The sequence below is a fragment of the Streptomyces sp. NPDC086077 genome, from assembly GCF_040686175.1.
GTDB lineage: Bacteria > Actinomycetota > Actinomycetes > Streptomycetales > Streptomycetaceae > Streptomyces.
Map to the genome: position 1 here is coordinate 4,553 of NZ_JBFBJT010000005.1, position 18,384 is coordinate 22,936.

Below are 18,384 nucleotides of genomic sequence, written 5' to 3' on the forward strand. Positions count from 1 at the left end.
TGCCCGGTGGCCCTGGACCCCGGGTGCTTTGGGGGGCCCGGGGGTGTGGCGGCGGCCCCGGGTCGGGGGGGGGGGGGGCGCCCGGATCCGGGCGCACGCCGTCCCCCCAGGGACGCGAATTTCGGGAGGAATCGGCCGTGCACGTCCAGGAATGGCTGGAGACCGTACCCGCGGTCGCCATCTACGCGCTGGTGGGAGTGGTCATCGGCCTGGAGAGTCTGGGCATCCCGCTGCCGGGCGAGATCATCCTGGTCTCCTCGGCGCTGCTCGCCTCCCAGCACGGCGACATCGACCCGTTGGTCCTCGGCGCGTGCGCCAGTGCCGGCGCGATCATCGGTGACTCGATCGGCTACGCGATCGGCCGCAAGGGCGGCCGCCCGCTGCTCGCCCGGCTCGGCGGGAAGTTCCCGAAACACTTCAGCGAGGCGCACATCGCCACCGCGGAGCGCTCCTTCGAGAAGTGGGGCATGTGGGCCGTCTTCTTCGGCCGTTTCGTCGCCCTGCTCCGCATCTTCGCCGGCCCGCTCGCGGGCGTGCTGCGGATGCCCTACTGGAAGTTCCTGATCGCCAACGTCTTCGGCGGCATCCTGTGGGCGGGCGGCACCACCGCGGTCATCTACTACGTGGGCGTCGTCGCCGAGGCGTGGCTGAAGCGCTTCTCGTGGGTGGGACTGGTGCTGGCGGTCCTGATCGGCCTGACGTCCGTGCTGATCATGAAGCGCAAGGCGAAGAAGGTGACGGAGTCGAGGCCGGTGGCCGAGCCGGAACCTGTCGGCGCCGGGGAGTAGACCCCCTCAGGGCGCGGGGAACTGAGCGACCGGCCCCCCGCGCCCGCCCACCGCCGACCACCGTCACCCCGCGTGCGCATCCCGGTGTGCCTTGCCCAGCTCGGCGTACATCGTCCCGTTCAGCGTCACGCCCTCCCGCTCCTCGGCGCTCAGCTCCCGCCGTACCTTGGCCGGCACCCCCGCCACCAGCGACCCCGGCGGCACCACCATCCCCTGCGGCACCAGCGCCTGTGCCGCGACGAGCGACCCGGCCCCGATCACGGCGCCGTTGAGCACGGTCGCCCCCATCCCGATCAGGCAGTCGTCCTCGACGGTCGCCCCGTGGACCACGGCGTTGTGCCCGACGGACACCCGCTCGCCGACGCTCACCGGGAAGCCGGGATCGGCGTGCAGCGTGCAGTTGTCCTGCACGTTGCTGCTCGCGCCCACCGAGATCCGCTCGACGTCCCCGCGCAGCACGGCTCCGTACCAGACACTCGCGCCGGCCCCCAGGGTCACGTCCCCGATCACCGCGGCCGTCGGTGCGACGAACGCCTCCTGATCGACCCTCGGCTCCTTGCCGCCGATGCCGGTGATCAGTGCCTGGTGCGTCATTCCCAGCTCCCTCGTCGTCGAGTACGAGGGAACGGTACGCCACGCCGTAGGGCGAAGATCACAGGCCCACGCCCTCATGGGCGCACCCCGCGCTGAGTAACGTGAGCGGGTGCCCAAGCGCAAGAACACGTTCTCATCCTGGCGCCGCCGCCAAGTGCAGCGGGCCGTCCACACGGGCTGGGCGTGGGTGCAGCGCATGGCGTCCGTCACCGCCGAACACCCCGGACGGTTCCGCTTCGGCGCGATGGGAACCGGTACCAGGCTCGCCTTCCCGCTCGGCACGGTCTTCGGCGAACCCTGGATCCACATGGGTGCCCACTGCATCGTCGGCGAGCAGGTCACCCTGACGGCCGGTCTGATGCCCGACCTCGACCTCGGCCCGGAGCCGATCCTGCGCATCGGTGACGGTGTGGTCCTCGGCCGGGGCAGTCACGTCATCGCCGACACGACGGTCACCATCGGCAGCGACTGCTACTTCGGTCCGTACGTCTACGTCACCTCCACCAACCACTCCTACGACGACCCGCACCAGCCCATCGGCAAGCAGTGGCCCCGGATGGAGCCGGTTGAGATCGGCCCCGGCTGCTGGATCGGCACCGGCGCGGTGATCCTGCCGGGCGCCCGGATCGGGCGGAACGTGGTCGTGGCGGCCGGCGCGGTGGTGCGAGGAGCCGTGCCCGACCATGCCGTGGTGGCCGGGGCGCCCGCCCGGGTCGTACGGCGCTGGACGCCCGTCGACGGCTGGCAGCCGCCGCTGCGCACACCGGCGCCGGTGCCGATACCGGCCGGTGTCACCCCCGACGAGTTGCGCGCGCTCGCGGACCTCGACGAGGAGACGGTGGAGCGGCTGGCGGAGCTGGAGCCGGAGGCCTGACTCAGCCGGTCGCGAGCAGCAGGGTGCCGGCCAGGGCCAAGCCGGCGCCCGCGGCCTGGACGGCGCGCAGCCGCTCGCCGAGGAAGCCGCGGGCGGCCAGTGCCGTCACCACCGGGTAGAGGGAGGCGAGGATGGCGGCGACGGTGACCGGGCCTTGCTGGGCGGCGATCGCATACGTCCCGTTGGCCGCCACGTCCGCCAGGCCCACGAAGGCCAGCGCCGGGAGCGAAGCCCACGGGAAGCCCTCGGCGGGGAGGGCGGGAGCGCCACGCCGCACCGAGACGTACAGGGCGGTGCCGCCCGCGACGACGTTGGTGACGCGCTGGACGAACAGGGCGAGGAACAGGCCGGTGAGCGTCGTCGACGCCTCCGCGATCAGGGCCATCACCGCCCCGAAGCCGAACGCCGCGAGCAGGGTGAGCAGGACGGCCTGCCGCTGCACCGGCGCTCCCCTGAACTGCGGCCCGCCCGCGAGCACCACCCCGGCCGCGGCGACCACGATGCCCGCCACCTGCAACAGGCCCGGGCGCTCGCCCAGCACCAGACCCACGCTCACCGGGACCGCGACGCCGAGCGATCCCAGCGGTGAGACCACGCCCATCGGGCCCAGGGCGAGCGCCTTGTAGAAGGAGAGCATCGCCACCGGGCCCACGAGGCCGGCCGCCACCGCGAACCAGAGTTGCGGGCCCGCCTCGCTCCAGGCGCCGGTCGCGACGACGATCGCACCGAGGACGGCCACCGCGATCGACTGCGAGACGACGACCACGGTCAGTGCGGGCGTACGCCGGGTCAGCAGCCCGCCGCCGAAGTCGGCCAGCCCCCACAGGAGGCTGGTGGCCAGGGCGAAGAGTGCCGTCATCGAGTCGCCTCGCAGTACAGTTCAGTGAACGATTTGGTGCACCACACCATAGTTGAATATATTGAACCCTGTCATCCAGAATGTTTGACAGGCTAGGTGACTCACCTGATGGACGGAATGTGTCGGACCTCGACCTGCTGACCCAGTCACTGGCCCGGAACGTCAAGCGCTGGCGCGCCGAGCGCGGCTTCACCCTCGACACCCTCGCCGCCCGTGCCGGGGTCAGCCGCGGCATGCTGATCCAGATCGAGCAGGCCCGCACCAACCCCAGCCTCGGCACGGTCGTCAAGATCGGCGACGCGCTGGGCATCAGCATCACCACCCTGCTCGACTACGAGCAGGGCCCCAAGGTCCGGATCGTCCCGGCCGACCAGGCCGTCCGGATGTGGCACACCGACGCGGGCAGCTACAACCGGCTGCTCGCCGGTACCGAGGCCCCCGGCCCGCTGGAGCTGTGGGACTGGCGGCTGATGCCGGGCGAGAGCAGTTCCTCCGACCCGCACCCCGCCGGCACGGTCGAACTCGTCCATGTCACCGCCGGCGAGCTGACCCTCACCGTCGACGGCGTCGACCACTTCGTCCCGACGGGCGCCAGCGCCTCCTTCGACGCCGGGGTGCCGCACACGTACGGCAACACGGGCGGCGAACCGATGGAGATGGTGCTGGCCGTGTCGGTGCCGCCCGTGCACTGAGACGCGCGGTCACCGGTCGCGCGGCGGCTGTTAGCGTGCCGCCATGCGCGCACCCATCGGACGCTTCGACCAGGCGACGCCCGCCCCCGACTGCCTCGACGAGCTGATCGGCCCGGTGGCCGACGCCGTACGGCACTGGCGCGGCAGCGTCCCCGCCGAGCAGATCATCCATGTCGAGACCGACCCGCGATGGGCCGACACCGAGGTCTTCGTGGAGCACTACGGCCAGGAGTTGCTGGAGCAGTCCGCGAACTGCGTGGTCGTCGCGGGCAAACGCGGCGGCGAGACCACGCTGGCCGCCTGCGTCGTGCTCTCCACCACCCGCGTAGACGTCAACGGCGTCGTCCGACGTCAACTCGGCGCGCGCAAGGCCTCCTTCGCCCCGATGGACACGGCGACCGGCGAGACCGGCATGGAGTACGGCGGCATCACCCCGGTCGGGCTGCCCGCCGGCTGGCCGCTGCTGGTCGACTCGGCCGTGGTCGACCTGCCGTACGTCCTGGTCGGCAGCGGCCGGCGGCGCGGCAAGCTGCTGGTGCCGGGCAAGGCTTTCGCGGAACTGCCCGGCGCGGTGGTCCTGGAGGGGCTGGGGACCGCCTGACCCCGGGTGTCACGCCGTGGCGTGATGGGCCAGCGGCAGATGTGGGTCCGCCTCGCCGGGCGTGTGCGCCGGATCGGCGTGCACCAGGGCCGCGGTGAGGCGCGGTACGGCGTGCAGCAGGGCGTGTTCCGCCGCGACGGCGATCGCGTGGGCCTGCCGTACCGTCACCTCGCCGTCCACGACCACCGCCACCTCGGCCCGCAGCCGGTGCCCGATCCAGCGCAGCCGCAGCTCGCCCACCTCCAGCACGCCCGGCACCGTCCGCAGCGCCTGCTCGGCCTGGTCCACCAGGGCCGGGTCGACGGCGTCCAGCACCCGCCGGAACACCTCCCGGGCCGCGTCCCGCAGCACCAGCGTGATCGCCGCGGTGATGGCCAAGCCCACGATCGGGTCGGCCGATGACCAGCCGAGGGCTGCGCCGCCCGCGCTCAGCAGCACGGCCAGTGACGTGAATCCGTCCGTGCGCGCGTGCAGTCCGTCGGCGACCAGCGCGGCAGAGCCGATCGAGCGGCCGACGCGGATCCGGTAGCGGGCCACCCACTCGTTGCCCGCGAATCCGACCAGGGCCGCCACGGCGACCGCCGGGATGTGCTGCACCGGCCGCGGGTCGAGCAGCCGATCGATCGCCGTCCACCCCGCGAACGCGGCCGACGCCGCGATCGTCAGCACGATCACGATGCCCGCCAGGTCCTCCGCGCGCCCGTAGCCGTAGGTGAAGCGCCGGGTCGCCGCGCGTCGGCCCAGCACGAAGGCGATCCCGAGCGGTACGGCCGTCAGCGCGTCCGCGGTGTTGTGCACCGTGTCGCCGAGCAGCGCCACCGACCCGGACACCACGACCACGACGGCCTGCGCGAGCGCGGTCGCACCGAGCACCGCGAGCGAGACCCAGAGCGCGCGCATTCCGCGAGCCGAGGACTCCAGGGCGGAGTCGACCTTGTCGGCGGTGTCGTGGGAGTGCGGGGTGAGGAGGTGGCCCAGCCGATGCCGCAGGCCGGTGGGGGAGTGGTGCTCATGCTCGTGGTGGTGCCGGTCGCTCACGGGGATCCCCTTCCGGTGCACGGCGGTGCCGGGCGCGTGGTCGCCTCGGTGGTGGACGTACCCGCTCCGGGAAGCCATCATGTGCGTATGAGCGCACGCATGCACCTGTCATCTGCGCAGGATGCGCATCCGCGCACCCCCGGCGAGGAACAGTTCGCGTTCGCCGCCGAACTGCTCGCCCTGCTCGGTGACCGCACCCGCCTCACGCTGCTGCACGCGCTGAGCACGGGCGAGGCCGACGTCTCCACGCTCACCGAGGCCTGCGGCGCGGCCCGGCCCGCGGTCAGCCAGCATCTGGCGCGGCTACGGCTGGCGGGGCTGGTCACCACGCGCAAGCAGGGCCGCCGGGTGATCTACTCCCTGCGCGACGGCCATCTGCGCAGGGTGGTCGACGAGGCGCTGAACCTCGCCGACCACCGGCTCACCGGGCGGCCGGAACACGACTGACGACCGGCTGACGCGCCGGGCCGGCTCAGAGGCCGGGGTCCATGCCGAGGTACTGCTCCGCGAACGCGGAGGCGGCGAGGGGTGAGGTGACCAGGCGGCGCAGCCGGGCGAGGGTCGTGCCGGATCGGTAGGGGTCGCCCGAGGCGGTGCCGTGGTAGACGTCGGACAGCCACTGGGAGAACTCCTGGTAGTCCCAGACCCGGGCCAGGCAGCTGGCAGAGTAGCCGCGCAGCCCGTTCACGTCGCCCTTCGTCAGGTGGGCGACGAGGGCGTCACCCAGCAGGAACGCGTCGTGCAGCGCGAGGTTCATGCCCTTCGCGGCGATCGGCGCCGTGAGGTGGGCCGCGTCACCGGCCAGGAACAGCCGCCCGTACGCCATCGGCTCGACCACGTAGTTGTGCATGTCGAGCACCCGCTTCTCGATCAGCCGGCCCTCGGTGAGCGGCGGGGCGCCCCGCGCGCCGAGCCGCTCCTGGAGCTCGGCCCAGACACGCTCGTGGGACCAGCTCTCCGGGTCGTCGCCCGGTGGGCACTGGAGGTAGTACCGGGTGACCTCGGGGCTGCGGGCCATGTGCCCGGCGAAACCGCGGTGGTGGATGCCGAACACCACGCAGTCGGAGGACGGCGGGGCCTCGGCGAGCAGCGCCAGCCAGCCGATGCCGTAGTCATGGCGCGAGACGTGGAACCGCTCCGTGGGCAGGGCGCCGCGCGTCACGCCGCGTGCCCCGTCGCAGCCGGCCACGAAGTCACAGTGGATCACGCGGCGTTCGCCGGTCTCGGGGCAGAGGTACGACACCGCCGCCCGGTCGGTGTCCAGGTCGTGGAGCCGGACGTCCCGCACGCCGAACCGTATGTCGCCGCCGCGCACGTCGGCGTACTCCCGGACCAGGTCCGTCACCAGCAACGGCTGTGGGTAGATCCAGTGGTGCTGCCCCGTCAGTTCGGCGTACGACAACCGGTGGCGCCCGCCGGCGAAGCGGAACTCGCACTGGGTGTGCCGCTGCGCCCGCTCCAGCAGGTTCCCGGCCAGACCCCGCCGTTCGAGGCCGCGCACGGCCCACTCCTCCAGAACCCCGGCCCGTGGCCGCTGTTCGATGAACTGCCTGCTCTCCACCTCGAGCACGACACAGTCGACGGACGCGGCCCGCAAGATGTTGCCGAGCGTCAGGCCGGCCGGACCGGCGCCCACGACGACGACCGGAGAGCGTTGCTGTGCGGGGGAGTTGGGGTGGGGGGAAGGTATGGCCACGCGTGCATTATGACGGTGGCCTGTCGGACGGACGAGGGCGAGTGTCCGGGCGCGGGCCTCCCTGTGTGCCGCGCGCTACCCGAGGCGCGGTATCTCGATCGCGGGGCAGCGGTCCATCACCATGTCGAGACCGGCGGCGCGGGTGCGCTCGTAGGCGGCCTCGTCGACGACACCGAGCTGGAACCAGACCGCCTTCGCCCCCTTGGCGACCGCCTCGTCGGCGACCGCGCCCGCCAGGTCGGCGTTGACGAAGACGTCGACCACGTCCACGTCGAAGGGGATGTCGGCGAGGGAGGCGTAGCCCTGCTCGCCGTGCACCGTCTCCGCCTTGGGATGCACCGGCACGATCCGCTTGCCGAACCGCTGGAGCACCTCGGCGACGCCGTGGGCCGGCCGGGACCGGTTCGACGACAGGCCCACCACCGCCCAGGTGTCGCCGAGCTCGGTGAGAATCCTGCGGACCGTCGCCTCGTCGCCGTACACCAGGGGCCTCCTTCGGCCAGTCGCCTCGTCGTCAGTCGGTGCAACGGACGAGCGCACGCGAGGATTCCCGGAGCCGGGCGCGTGCCGGATCTCCGTCTTTGGAGGCGGTCCACCGCGCTGACCGGAACGCGTGTCGTGCGAACGGCCGTCGACGCGCCTAGGCTCACTGGCGTGCTGCGCCTCATCGACGCCCGGACCGGAGAAACCGTCGACGCCTCCCTGACCCGGCGGGGGCTGACCTGTGTCGAGGCCCACGTACCCGCCCTCGACCCCACCGCCCTGCGCGTCCTGCTGGTCGCCGACGTGCTGGTCCGCGCCCTGGAGCTGGGTGGTACGCCGGTGTGGGGGCTGCTCTCCGGGGAGCGGGACCGGGCGGAGATCCGGGCCGCGGCCGTCGCCCTCGGCGTCCGGCCCTTCGAGGACCGCCACGACGCCGGGGCCGGGCTCGGCGAGCGGCAGGTCATCCATGTGGTGGGGGAGGGCGGGGTGAATCCGGACGGGGTGTGCGTCGCGGTGGCCCCCGCCTCCGACGGTCCGGGAACGCCGATCGGGGACGACCCCGCGGCGCTGCGGCTCGCGCTGCTCTCGCGGCGCCGCGGCCATCCCGCGCGCGTGGACACCCAGGCGCTCGACGAGGCCCGCGACACGCTCGCCCGCTGGCGCCGTGCCGTCGCCGACTGGGCGCGACGCCCGTCCCGGCCGGTCCCCGAAGAGGTGCGCGGACAGCTCCGTGCCGCCTGGGAGGACGACCTGGACGTGCTCGCGGTGCTGCGTGTCCTGCGGCACGTGGAGGGCGACCCGGACCTGCCGGACGGCGCACGCTTCGAGACCTACGCCTACGCCGACCGGCTGCTCGGGCTCGAACTGACCCGCGACCTGGGGGCGCCGGCATGACCGCTCGCGCGGGAGGCGGCCCGCTGCGCCGACTGGTCGTGCTGCGGCACGCCAAGTCCGCCCGGCCGCCGGACGTCGCCGACCACGAGCGCCCGCTCGCGCCCCGGGGCCGCCGGGACGCTCCGGCCGCCGGCCGCGCGCTCGCCGAGAGCGACTGCCTGCCGGACCTCGCGCTGTGCTCCACCGCCGTACGCGCCCGCCAGACCTGGCAGCTGGCGTCGGCCCAGTGGGCCACCCCGGCGCCGGTGCGCTACGAGCACGAGCTCTACGGCGCCGAGGTGCCCGAGCTGCTTGCCGCCGTGCACGAGATGCCACCCGAGGTGCGGACGCTGCTCCTCGTCGGGCACAACCCCGGCCTGGAGGATCTGGTCCTGGCGCTCGCCGGGGACGGCGTCGGTGACACGCTGGACCGGGTGCGGGCGAAGTTCCCCACCTCGGCGATCGCCGTGCTGACCGCGCACGGGAGCGGATGGGACGCGCTGCGGCCGGGGGCGGCGCTGCTGACGGAGATGCTGGTGCCGCGGGGGAAGAAGAAGTAGGGCCGGCTCCCGGGGAGCGGCTTCGCCCGTCGCGGGGCACGCGCGCGCAGCGCATAGGCTGGCCGGATGCAGGACGAGTACCGCACGGTCGCCCGCCCGGGAGTGCATGAAACCGAGGTCAACCGCTCGCGTTTCGTGTGCGCCCTCGCCCCGGCCGGCACCGAGCAGGAGGCGCGGGACTTCGTCGCCGCCGTGCGCAAGGAGCACGCCGACGCCACGCACAACTGCTGGGCGTACGTCATCGGCGCCGACGCAGCGATCCAGAAGGCGAGCGACGACGGCGAACCGGGCGGCACCGCCGGGCTGCCCATGCTGCAGATGCTGCTGCGCCGCGACATGCGGTACGTCGTCGCCGTCGTCACCCGCTACTACGGCGGGGTCAAGCTCGGCGCGGGCGGCCTCATCCGGGCATACGGCGGAGCGGTCGGCGAGGCCCTGGACGACCTAGGCACCCTCACCCGGCGTCGCTTCCGGCTGGGCACGGTGACCGTCGACCACCAGCGCGCGGGCAAGGTCCAGAACGACCTGCGCGCCACCGGGCGCGATGTGCGGGACGTGCGCTACGGGGAGGCGGTCACGATCGAGATCGGGCTTCCGGAGGCCGACGTGGACGCCTTCCGGTCCTGGCTCGCGGACGCGACCGCGGGGACCGCGGGGTTCGAGCTCGGCGGGGAGGCGTACGGCGACGCCTAGTTCGGGCATCTTCCGTGGTAAACGCGGGTCAAATGCCCGTAACGGACAGGAGTCGAGCCGGTCATGACGGGCGATACGGGAGTAACCGCCCGTGGTGTCGGACCCGGCCGTTAGTCTCGGGGATCATGAGACTGCTGCACACTTCCGACTGGCATCTCGGACGGGCGTTCCACCGGGTGAGCATGCTCGGCGCCCAGGCCGAGTTCATCGGCCACCTCGTCACGACCGTGCGCGAGCACGCCGTCGACGCCGTGGTCGTGTCGGGGGACGTGTACGACCGGGCGGTGCCGCCGCTGGCCGCGGTGGAACTGTTCGACGACGCCCTGCACCGGCTCGCCGACCTCGGGGTGCCGACGGTGATGATCTCCGGGAACCACGACTCCGCCCGCCGTCTCGGGGTCGGCGCCGGGCTGATCGGACGGGCGGGGATCCATCTGCGCACCGACCCGGCGGCGTCCGGCACACCGGTGGTGCTTCGGGACGGGTTCGGCGACGTGGCGTTCTACGGACTGCCGTATCTCGAACCGGCCCTGGTGAAGGCCGAGTTCGGGGTGGAGAAGGCCGGCCACGAGACGGTGCTCGCCGCCGCCATGGAGCGGGTCCGCGCCGACCTCGCCGCACGCCCCCGCGGCACACGGTCCGTCGTCCTCGCGCACGCCTTCGTCACCGGCGGCGAGGCGAGCGACAGCGAGCGGGACATCACCGTCGGCGGGGTGGCGGCCGTGCCCTCCGGTGTCTTCGACGGCGTGGACTACGTGGCGCTGGGGCATCTGCACGGCTGCCAGACCATCACCGAACGGGTGCGGTACTCCGGTTCCCCGCTGGCGTACTCCTTCTCGGAGGCCGGGCACCGCAAGAGCATGTGGCTCGTCGACCTCGACGCGCGGGGGACGGTGACCGCCGAGCGCGTCGACTGCCCGGTGCCGCGGCCGCTCGCCCGGATCGGCGGCCGACTGGAGGAACTGCTCGCCGACCCGGCGCTCGCCCGCCACCAGCAGGCCTGGGTCGAGGCGACCCTCACCGACCCGGTCCGGCCGACCGATCCCATGGCCCGTCTCACCGAGCGCTTCCCGTACACCCTCAGTCTCGTCTTCGCCCCCGAGCGGGCCCCCGACGAGCCCGGGATGTCGTACGCCGGACGCCTCGCGGACCGCAGCGACCAGGAGATCGCCGAGGACTTCGTGGCCCATGTGCGCGGCGCGGGACCCGACGGGCAGGAACGGTCCGTGCTGCGGGACGCGTTCGACGCCGTGCGCGCCGACCTGAGCCTGCGGGAGGTGGCCCGGTGAGGCTGCACCGCCTCGGCATCACCGCCTTCGGCCCCTTCGGCGGCACCCAGAGCGTCGACTTCGACGAACTGTCCGCCGCGGGCCTCTTCCTGCTGCACGGACCGACCGGCGCGGGCAAGACCTCCGTCCTGGACGCCGTCTGCTACGCCCTGTACGGCTCCGTGGCGGGCGCCCGGCACAGCGGCCAGGGCACCGCCCTGCGCAGCGATCACGCGGCGTCCGGCACGCGCACGTCCGTGACGCTCGAACTGACCGTCGCCGGACGCCGGTTGGAGGTCACCCGGCAGCCGCCCTGGGAGCGCCCCAAGAAGCGCGGCACGGGCACCACGCTCGACAAGGCCCAGACGTGGCTGCGTGAGCACGACGCCGGCTCCTGGAAGGACCTCAGCCGCTCCCACCAGGAGATCGGCGAGGAGATCACCCAGCTGCTGGGCATGAGCCGGGAGCAGTTCTGCCAGGTGGTCCTGCTGCCGCAGGGCGACTTCGCGCGGTTCCTGCGCGCCGACGCCGAGGCCCGCGGCCGGCTGCTGGGCCGCCTCTTCGACACCAGCCGTTTCGCGGAGGTCGAGAAGCGGCTCGCGGAGCGCCGGCGCGCCACCGAGGCGGACGTCCGCGACGGCGACACGGAGCTGCTCGCCGACGCCCACCGCATGCAGCAGGCGGCGGACGGCGCCATGGAGCTGCCCGAACTGGCACCCGGCGACCCGGGCCTGGCCGAGGCCGTGCTGACCGCCGCCGCCGTCGCCCGCAGCACCGCCAGGGAACAGCTGACGGCCGCCCGCTGCCGGCTCGCCGCGGCCGAGACCGACCGGAGCGTGGCCGAGCGTGCCCTGGACGACGTACGCGAAGTGGCCCGCCAGCAACGGAGGTTCGCGGACGCGCGGGAGCGCGCCCGGCTGCTGGCGGAACGGGACGAGGCGCACCGGACCGACCAGCGGCGCATGGAACGGGGCCGGAAGGCGGAGGCGGTCTCGCCCGCGCTGGAGCTGCGGGAGGCGGCCGACGCCGAGCACCGCGCGGCGGCCGCGGCGCAGGCCCGCGCGCGTGCCGCGCTGCCGCAGGGCTTCGCCGACGCGGGCGCCACCGGGCTCGCCGCCGCCGCCCGCCGGACCGCCGAGGAGCTGGGCGGACTGGACGCCGCCCGCCGGGCGGAGCGGCGGCTGGCCGACGTCCGCGCGGAGCGCGCCGACCTGGACCGGCAGGAGCGCGCTGACGAGGACGTGCTGCACGAGGCCGAGACCTGGCTCGCCGGGTGGGAGGCGACCCGGGCCGGCCACCAGGGCCGTATCGACGCCGCCCAGGAGGCGGCCTCCCGGGCCGAGCAACTCGCCGTCCGCCGCGAACCGGTGCAGAAGCGGCTCGGCGCCGCACGGCTGCGCGGCCAACTGGCCGGGGACACCGAGCAGGCCCGGAAGCAGGCCCTCGCCTCGGGAGAGCGCGCCCTGAAGGCACGTGCGCACTGGCTCGACCTCAAGGAACAGCGCCTGAGCGGCATCGCCGCCGAACTGGCCGCGGTCTTGAAGGACGGTGAAGCCTGCGCCGTGTGCGGGGCCACCGAACACCCCGCCCCGGCGCGGAAGGTCGCCGGGCACGTCGACCGGGAGGCGGAGGAGCGGGCACTCGCCGCCTACCAGCGAGCGGAGGAGGCGCACGCCGAGAACGAAGGGCGGCTGGGCGTCGTACGGGAGGCCCTGGCCGCCGCGACCGCCGAGGCGGGTGACACCCCGACCGGCAGGCTCGCCGAAGAGGCCGAGGAACTGGAGCGGCTGCACGTGCGGGCCCGGCGGGAGGCGTCCGGGCTGCACGCCGCGCGCGAGGAACTGCGCAGGGCCGAGCAGGAGCACGAGCGCAGGACCGCCGCGCGCCGGGAGGCCGAGCTGAGGACGGCGTCCCGCTCGGCCCGCCGCGACGCCTTGGACCGTGAAAGGGCCTCCTTGGAAGGGGAACTGACGCAGGCGCGGGGCTCGGCGGGCAGCGTCGCCGCGCGCGCGGCCGAGCTGGAGCGCCGGGCCGCGCGGCTCACGGAGGCCGCCGAGGCCGTACGGCACGCCGAGGACACCGCCCAGCGCCTCAAGGACGCCGACGCCCGCCTCGCCGACGCCGCCTTCCGCGCCGGTTTCGACACCCCGCAGGCCGCGGCCGCCGCCCTGCTGGACGCCGCCACCCATCGCGAGCTGCAACGACGGTTCGACGCCCGGCAGGCCGAGGAGGCCGCCGTCCGCGCGGTCCTCGCCGAGAGCGACACCGCGGCCGCCGCCCAGCAGCCGCCCGCCGACCTCACCGCGGCCGAGGAGGCCGCCGCGGCGGCCGATCGGCGGGTACGCGACGCCGCCTCCGCACGCGACGCCGCCGAGCGCCGCTGCGCCGAACTGGACCGGCTCTCCGCGCGGGCCGCCGCCGGGGTACGACGGCTCGGGCCCTTGCGCGAGGAGTACGACCGGGTGGCACGGATCGCCGGGCTCGCGGCCGGCACCTCCGCCGAGAACGAACGCCGGATGCGCCTGGAGTCGTACGTGCTGGCGGCCCGTCTGGAACAGGTGGCGGCCGCCGCGACCGCACGGCTGCAACGGATGTCGTCCGGCCGTTACACCCTCGTCCACTCCGACGACCGGTCCGGACGCGGACGCAGCGGCCTCGGGCTGCATGTCGTCGACGCCTGGACCGGACGGGAGCGCGACACGGCGACGCTGTCGGGCGGCGAGACGTTCTTCGCCTCGCTCGCGCTCGCCCTGGGCCTCGCGGACGTCGTCACGGACGAGGCGGGTGGCGTGCGGCTGGACACCCTCTTCATCGACGAGGGCTTCGGCAGTCTCGACGACCAGACGCTGGACGAGGTGCTGGACGTGCTCGACTCACTGCGCGAGCGGGACCGAAGCGTCGGCATCGTGAGCCACGTGGCCGATCTGCGGCGGCGTGTTCACGCGCAGTTGGAGGTGGTCAAGGGGAGGTCGGGGTCGGTGCTCCGGCAGCGGGGCACGGGCTGACCGGGCTCACTGGCCCAGCGGGCGCCGGGGGAGGGGCGAGGAGTAGACGACGCTCGTCGTCACCGAGCCCAGCGCGCCGATCCTGCCCGACACCTCCTCCAGGTGGCGCATGGAGCGGGCGGCGACCTTGATGACGAAGCAGTCGTCGCCCGTCACGTGGTGCGCCTCCAGGATCTCGGGGGTCCCGGCGACGAGGTCGTGGAACGGCTTGTAGTTGCCGGTCGGGTTACGCAGCCGGACGAACGCCAGGATCGGCAGCCCCAGCCGGTCGGGGTCCACGACGGCGGCGTACCCCTGGATGACGCCCGCCTCCTCCAGCCGCCGCACCCGCTCGGTGACCGCGCTCGCGGACATGGAGACGGCACGCGCCAGCTCGGCGAAACTGGCACGGCCCTCACGCTGGAGGACGTCGAGGATGCGCCAGTCGGTGGCGTCCGGGGAAAACGCGGTCATGCCGGAGGAATACCAGGGCAAACCCCGGCCGATCAAGGGATACGCCGGGGATCGCTCCTTCAGGGAGCGGATCGACCGGACGTACATTTCAGGCGCATCCCGCCCCGCCCGTCTCGGAAAGGCCGACCCGATGAGCAGCCCCACGACCGCCGCCAACCCCGTCCTGCGCGTCGCCCCCGCCGTCCCGGCCGCTGCAGCCGCCCACTTCCGGGCGAGCCTCGCCTTCCACGCCGACGTCTCCGACGTGGCCGCCGGGCTCGCTGCCGAGGGCGATCCCGGGTTCGTCGTCGTGGACTCCCGCTCGACGGAGTCGTGGGACCAGGGACACATCCCCGGCGCGGTCCACCTTCCGACCTCGCTGATTCCCGAGCAGGCCGGGCAGCTTCTCGACAAGTCGGTGCCGGTGGTGACGTACTGCTGGGGCCCAGGATGCAACGGCGCGATCCGCGCCGCGCTCGCCCTCGCCGAACGGGGCTACCGGGTCAAGGAGATGCTCGGCGGCTTCGAGTACTGGGTCCGGGAGGGCTTCGCGTACGAGACCTGGCAGGGCCGCGAGCACCGGGACGCCGACGCGCTGACGGCGCCGGTGCGGGCGGGCGACTGCGGCTGCTGATGGCCGGGGCCTCGGGCGCAGGAACCTGGTCGACCACGAGAGTGCCCTCCCAGGGCGGCGGTGCCGAAAACCGTGTGCGTCCCGTCTGCCGGTTGCCCATCATGGTCGACCATGCCGCACTTGCCTCATCCCGCACCCGAAGACCTCCGCCGTGACCCCCTGCCGCTGCGCGGCCGCACCGCCCTGGTCACCGGGGCCAGCCGGCGCGGCGGCATCGGGCATGCCGTGGCCCGGCGCCTCGTCGCCCACGGCGCGAGCGTCTATCTCCACCACCACGTGCCGCACGACGCCGCCCTGCCCTGGGGCGCCGACCGGATCGAGGACGTCGTCGACTCCGTGCGCGCGGCGGCCGTCGAGCCCGGTGCGCGGGTCGTCGCCGGGCCCGGTGACCTCGCCGATCCGACCGCGCCCGCCGAGCTGGTCGCCACCGCCGCAGCCGCGCTGGGCGGACGGCTGGACATCCTCGTCGCCAACCACGCCCGCAGCGGATCCGACGGGCCGCTCGACGCGATCGACGCCGGCATGCTCGACGCGCACTGGGCGGTCGACACACGGTCGGTGGTGCTGCTGGTCCAGGCCTACGCGCGACTGCGGGAGCAACTGCCCACGCGAACGCCGGGCGGGCGGGTGCTGATGATGACCTCCGGCCAGGACATCGCGGGCGGCATGCCCGACGAGATCGCCTACGCCCTCCAGAAGGGCGCGCTCGCCTCCGTCACGCGCTCGCTGGCGACGACGCTCGCCGAGCAGGCGGTGACGGTGAACACCGTCAACCCGGGCCCCGTGGACACGGGCTACCTGACCGGCGACGCCCATGCGGCGGTCGCCGCGCGCTTCCCCGCCGGGCGGTGGGGCATGCCCGACGACCCGGCCCGCCTCATCGCCTGGCTCGCCACGGACGAGGCGGACTGGGTCGCCGGTCAGGTGATCAACTCGGAAGGTGGCTTCCGGCGCTGACGTGACCGTCCATGAGCCTCAGAGGCGGGACAGCTCGTCCACCAGGTCGTCAAGGCCCAGGGAGCCCTGGGAGAGGGCGGCCATGTGCCAGGCCTTCAGGTCGAACGCGTCGCCGTGCCGCTCCCGGGCCTTCTCCCGGCCCAGCAGCCAGGCGCGTTCGCCCAGCTTGTAGCCGATCGCCTGGCCGGGGATCGTGAGGTAGCGGGTCAGCTCGCTCTCCACGAAGTCCGCCGGGCGGCTGCTGTGCGCGCCGAAGAACTCCTGCGCCAGCTCGGGCGTCCAGCGCTCACCCGGGTGGAAGGGCGAGTCCGCCGGGATCTCCAGCTCCAGGTGCATGCCGATGTCGACGATCACGCGGGCTGCCCGCATCATCTGCGCGTCGAGGTAGCCGAGGCGCTGCTCCGCGTCGGTGAGGAAGCCCAGCTCGTCCATCAGCCGCTCCGCGTACAACGCCCAGCCCTCGGCGTTGGCGCTGACGCCGCCGATGGTGGCCTGGTAGCGGGAGAGGTCACCGGCGACGTGCGTCCACTGCGCGAGCTGGAGATGATGGCCGGGGACACCCTCGTGGTACCAGGTCGACACCAGGTCGTAGACCGGGAACCGGGTCTGGCCCATCGTCGGCAGCCAGGTGCGGCCGGGGCGGGAGAAGTCCTCCGACGGGGGCGTGTAGTACGGCGCGGCGGCGCTGCCGGGCGGGGCGATGCGGGACTCCACCTTCCGTACCCGCTCGGCGAGTTCGAAGTGGGTGCCGTCCAGCTCCCGGATCGCCTGGTCCATCAGGCCCTGCAGCCACTCCCGGACCTCGTCCACGCCCTCGATGTGCGTGCCGTGCTCGTCGAGGTGGGCGAGCGCCACCCACGGCGTCCGCGCGCCCGGGAGGATCTTCTCGGCCTCCTGCTTCATCTCGCCGAGGATGCGGTGGAACTCCGACCAGCCGTAGGCGTACGCCTCGTCCAGGTCGAGGTCGGTGCCGTTGAAGTAGCGCGACCAGCGGGCGTACCGCTCCCGGCCCACCGTGTTCGGCGCGCCCTCGACGGTCGGCGCGTACACCTCGCGCATCCAGGTCCGCAGCTCCACCACGGCCGCGGTCGCCCCACGGGCGGCCTCGTCCAGCTCGGTGCGCAGCGCGTCGGGCCCGGCCGAGGCGAAGTCCTCGAACCAGCCGCGCCCCCTGCCGTCGGTGTCCGCCCACTCGCCGAGCTGGTCGATGAAGGTGGCCGTCGGACGCGGGGCCGCGTACAGCTTGCGTTCCAGGCCCAGCGCGAGGGACTCGCGGTAGCCCGCCAGAGCGGCCGGGACCGCGCGCAGACGCTCCGTGAGGGCAGCCCAGTCCTCCTCCGTCTCCGCCGGCGTCACCGTGAACACCTCGCGCACCGGGTGCACGATCGTCCCCAGGTTGCCGACCGAGCGCAGGCCCTCGTCGGCGTCGTGCACGGCGAGCTCGGCTGTGAGCCGTTCACGCAGCAGGCGCGCGCAGCGGCGCTCGATGTCACTGTCCGCGCCGGGCGCGCGCTCAGCCTCGTCGAGCTTCGCGAGGGTCGCCCGCGCCAGCTCGGCGAGCGCCTCCTGGCCCGCGGGCGAAAGGTCGGGCAGGCGGCTCGAACTCTCCTTCACGCCGAGATAGGTACCGGTGACCGGGTCGAGGGCGATGAGCTCGTCGACGTAGGCGTCGGCGACCTCTCGGGGCAGCGGGCTGTTGGTGTCTGACATGTGGACCATCCTCGTACGAGGGGCCACTGTGCGTCACCCCGATTGTGCCGAGGGCGAAGGCGGCAGCAGAGGACCGCAGTCCCACCGCTGGAAGATCAACCGGGTCTCCACGCGGGCGACTTCGCGGTGGGCCGTGAACTCGTCCAGCACCAGCCGCTGCAGATCCGCCATGTCCGCGACGGCGACATGCACGAGGTAGTCGTCGGGACCGGTGAGGTGGAAGACGGTCAGCGACTCCGGCAACGCCCGGATCCGCTCCACGAACGGCCGCACCAGCTCCCGTCGGTGTGGCCTGACCTGCACGGACAGCAGAGCCTGCAACCCGCGTCCCAACTTGGCCGGATCCAGCCGCAGCTGGTGCCCGAGGATCACGCCGGCGCGGCGGAGCCGGGTCACCCGGTCCAGGCAGGTCGACGGCGCGACGCCCACCTGGGCGGCGAGATCGCGGTAGGTCGTCCGGGCGTCGTTCTGCAACAGCCGCAGCAGATCGAGGTCCACCGGATCCAGTACGACAGATTCGGCCACTGGCCGAACGTAGCACGGGTTCCGCCCGCTGTGACCCGGTCGGTGTTCACCCTGCGGGGCATGGAGACGAGAGCGCTGGACAGCGGGGACGCTGCCACAGGA

Annotated in this window: 20 protein-coding genes; 12 read left to right on the forward strand and 8 right to left on the reverse strand. The window is 73.6% G+C overall.

Features of this window, described 5'->3' with window-relative positions; translation table 11 throughout:
• The first annotated feature begins 137 nt into the window (after positions 1-137).
• A complete protein-coding gene (locus AB0O67_RS02395; RefSeq protein WP_365444778.1) occupies positions 138-788 on the forward strand; it encodes a DedA family protein in 651 nt (216 codons plus the stop codon).
• A 63-nt stretch (positions 789-851) separates the two neighbouring features.
• On the opposite strand, the gene AB0O67_RS02400 is transcribed toward AB0O67_RS02395, so the two are convergent.
• Positions 852-1,382 carry a gamma carbonic anhydrase family protein gene (locus tag AB0O67_RS02400; RefSeq protein ID WP_365444781.1) on the reverse strand — a complete coding sequence of 177 codons (531 nt, stop codon included), beginning with the start codon at positions 1,380-1,382 and terminating at the stop codon, positions 852-854.
• A 109-nt stretch (positions 1,383-1,491) separates the two neighbouring features.
• Between AB0O67_RS02400 and AB0O67_RS02405 the strand changes: the two genes are divergently transcribed.
• Positions 1,492-2,256: an acyltransferase gene (locus AB0O67_RS02405; RefSeq protein WP_365444784.1), complete on the forward strand. Its 765-nt coding sequence runs from the start codon at positions 1,492-1,494 to the stop codon at positions 2,254-2,256.
• Between the two features lies 1 nt (position 2,257).
• Here AB0O67_RS02405 and AB0O67_RS02410 read toward each other — a convergent pair whose 3' ends face one another.
• Entirely contained in the window at positions 2,258-3,115 is an 858-nt protein-coding gene (locus tag AB0O67_RS02410; protein ID WP_365444787.1) for an EamA family transporter, read from the reverse strand.
• Positions 3,116-3,234: 119 nt separating this feature from the next.
• Here AB0O67_RS02410 and AB0O67_RS02415 point away from each other — a divergent pair, with 119 nt between their 5' ends.
• Both AB0O67_RS02415 and AB0O67_RS02420 read left to right on the forward strand, forming a co-directional pair.
• Positions 3,235-3,807 (forward strand): XRE family transcriptional regulator, encoded by a 573-nt coding sequence (locus AB0O67_RS02415; RefSeq protein ID WP_365444790.1) that lies wholly within the window; start codon positions 3,235-3,237, stop codon positions 3,805-3,807.
• 43 nt (positions 3,808-3,850) lie between these two features.
• Positions 3,851-4,408 (forward strand): YbaK/EbsC family protein, encoded by a 558-nt coding sequence (locus AB0O67_RS02420; RefSeq protein ID WP_365444793.1) that lies wholly within the window; start codon positions 3,851-3,853, stop codon positions 4,406-4,408.
• Positions 4,409-4,417: 9 nt separating this feature from the next.
• On the opposite strand, the gene AB0O67_RS02425 is transcribed toward AB0O67_RS02420, so the two are convergent.
• Positions 4,418-5,446 carry a cation diffusion facilitator family transporter gene (locus AB0O67_RS02425; RefSeq protein WP_365444796.1) on the reverse strand — a complete coding sequence of 343 codons (1,029 nt, stop codon included), beginning with the start codon at positions 5,444-5,446 and terminating at the stop codon, positions 4,418-4,420.
• 87 nt (positions 5,447-5,533) lie between these two features.
• Between AB0O67_RS02425 and AB0O67_RS02430 the strand changes: the two genes are divergently transcribed.
• The gene (locus tag AB0O67_RS02430; protein WP_365444799.1) at positions 5,534-5,893 is read left to right on the forward strand and encodes a metalloregulator ArsR/SmtB family transcription factor; all 360 of its coding nucleotides are present in this window, start codon (positions 5,534-5,536) and stop codon (positions 5,891-5,893) included.
• A 25-nt stretch (positions 5,894-5,918) separates the two neighbouring features.
• Here AB0O67_RS02430 and AB0O67_RS02435 read toward each other — a convergent pair whose 3' ends face one another.
• Complete coding sequence (locus AB0O67_RS02435; RefSeq protein WP_365444802.1) at positions 5,919-7,142, reverse strand: 4-hydroxybenzoate 3-monooxygenase; 1,224 nt, start codon at positions 7,140-7,142, stop codon at positions 5,919-5,921.
• A 75-nt stretch (positions 7,143-7,217) separates the two neighbouring features.
• Positions 7,218-7,625: a CoA-binding protein gene (locus tag AB0O67_RS02440; RefSeq protein WP_365444805.1), complete on the reverse strand. Its 408-nt coding sequence runs from the start codon at positions 7,623-7,625 to the stop codon at positions 7,218-7,220.
• A gap of 171 nt (positions 7,626-7,796) precedes the next feature.
• Here AB0O67_RS02440 and AB0O67_RS02445 point away from each other — a divergent pair, with 171 nt between their 5' ends.
• From AB0O67_RS02445 to AB0O67_RS02465, 5 genes are all read left to right on the forward strand, one after another.
• On the forward strand, positions 7,797-8,519 hold the full coding sequence (locus AB0O67_RS02445) for a hypothetical protein (protein WP_365444808.1): 723 nt from the start codon (positions 7,797-7,799) through the stop codon (positions 8,517-8,519).
• Complete coding sequence (locus AB0O67_RS02450; protein WP_365444811.1) at positions 8,516-9,058, forward strand: histidine phosphatase family protein; 543 nt, start codon at positions 8,516-8,518, stop codon at positions 9,056-9,058. Before AB0O67_RS02445 ends, AB0O67_RS02450 begins: the two co-directional genes overlap by 4 nt.
• 66 nt (positions 9,059-9,124) lie before the next feature.
• The gene (locus AB0O67_RS02455) at positions 9,125-9,751 is read left to right on the forward strand and encodes a YigZ family protein (protein ID WP_365444814.1); all 627 of its coding nucleotides are present in this window, start codon (positions 9,125-9,127) and stop codon (positions 9,749-9,751) included.
• 125 nt (positions 9,752-9,876) lie between these two features.
• The gene (locus AB0O67_RS02460; protein ID WP_365444817.1) at positions 9,877-11,040 is read left to right on the forward strand and encodes an exonuclease SbcCD subunit D; all 1,164 of its coding nucleotides are present in this window, start codon (positions 9,877-9,879) and stop codon (positions 11,038-11,040) included.
• Positions 11,037-14,024 carry an SMC family ATPase gene (locus AB0O67_RS02465; RefSeq protein WP_365444820.1) on the forward strand — a complete coding sequence of 996 codons (2,988 nt, stop codon included), beginning with the start codon at positions 11,037-11,039 and terminating at the stop codon, positions 14,022-14,024. Before AB0O67_RS02460 ends, AB0O67_RS02465 begins: the two co-directional genes overlap by 4 nt.
• A 6-nt stretch (positions 14,025-14,030) precedes the next feature.
• Here the strand turns inward: AB0O67_RS02465 and AB0O67_RS02470 are convergent, their stop codons facing one another.
• Positions 14,031-14,477 (reverse strand): Lrp/AsnC family transcriptional regulator, encoded by a 447-nt coding sequence (locus AB0O67_RS02470; protein ID WP_365444823.1) that lies wholly within the window; start codon positions 14,475-14,477, stop codon positions 14,031-14,033.
• A gap of 130 nt (positions 14,478-14,607) precedes the next feature.
• On the opposite strand from AB0O67_RS02470, the gene AB0O67_RS02475 reads away from it, so the two are divergent.
• A complete protein-coding gene (locus tag AB0O67_RS02475) occupies positions 14,608-15,090 on the forward strand; it encodes a rhodanese-like domain-containing protein (protein WP_365444826.1) in 483 nt (160 codons plus the stop codon).
• 111 nt (positions 15,091-15,201) lie between these two features.
• Entirely contained in the window at positions 15,202-16,047 is an 846-nt protein-coding gene (locus tag AB0O67_RS02480; RefSeq protein ID WP_365444829.1) for an SDR family oxidoreductase, read from the forward strand.
• Positions 16,048-16,065: 18 nt separating this feature from the next.
• Here AB0O67_RS02480 and AB0O67_RS02485 read toward each other — a convergent pair whose 3' ends face one another.
• Positions 16,066-17,757 (reverse strand): DUF885 domain-containing protein, encoded by a 1,692-nt coding sequence (locus AB0O67_RS02485; RefSeq protein ID WP_365444832.1) that lies wholly within the window; start codon positions 17,755-17,757, stop codon positions 16,066-16,068.
• Positions 17,758-17,790: 33 nt separating this feature from the next.
• Positions 17,791-18,282, reverse strand: a complete 492-nt coding sequence (locus tag AB0O67_RS02490; RefSeq protein ID WP_365444835.1) for an Lrp/AsnC family transcriptional regulator — start codon at positions 18,280-18,282, stop codon at positions 17,791-17,793.
• Positions 18,283-18,384 lie beyond the last annotated feature (102 nt).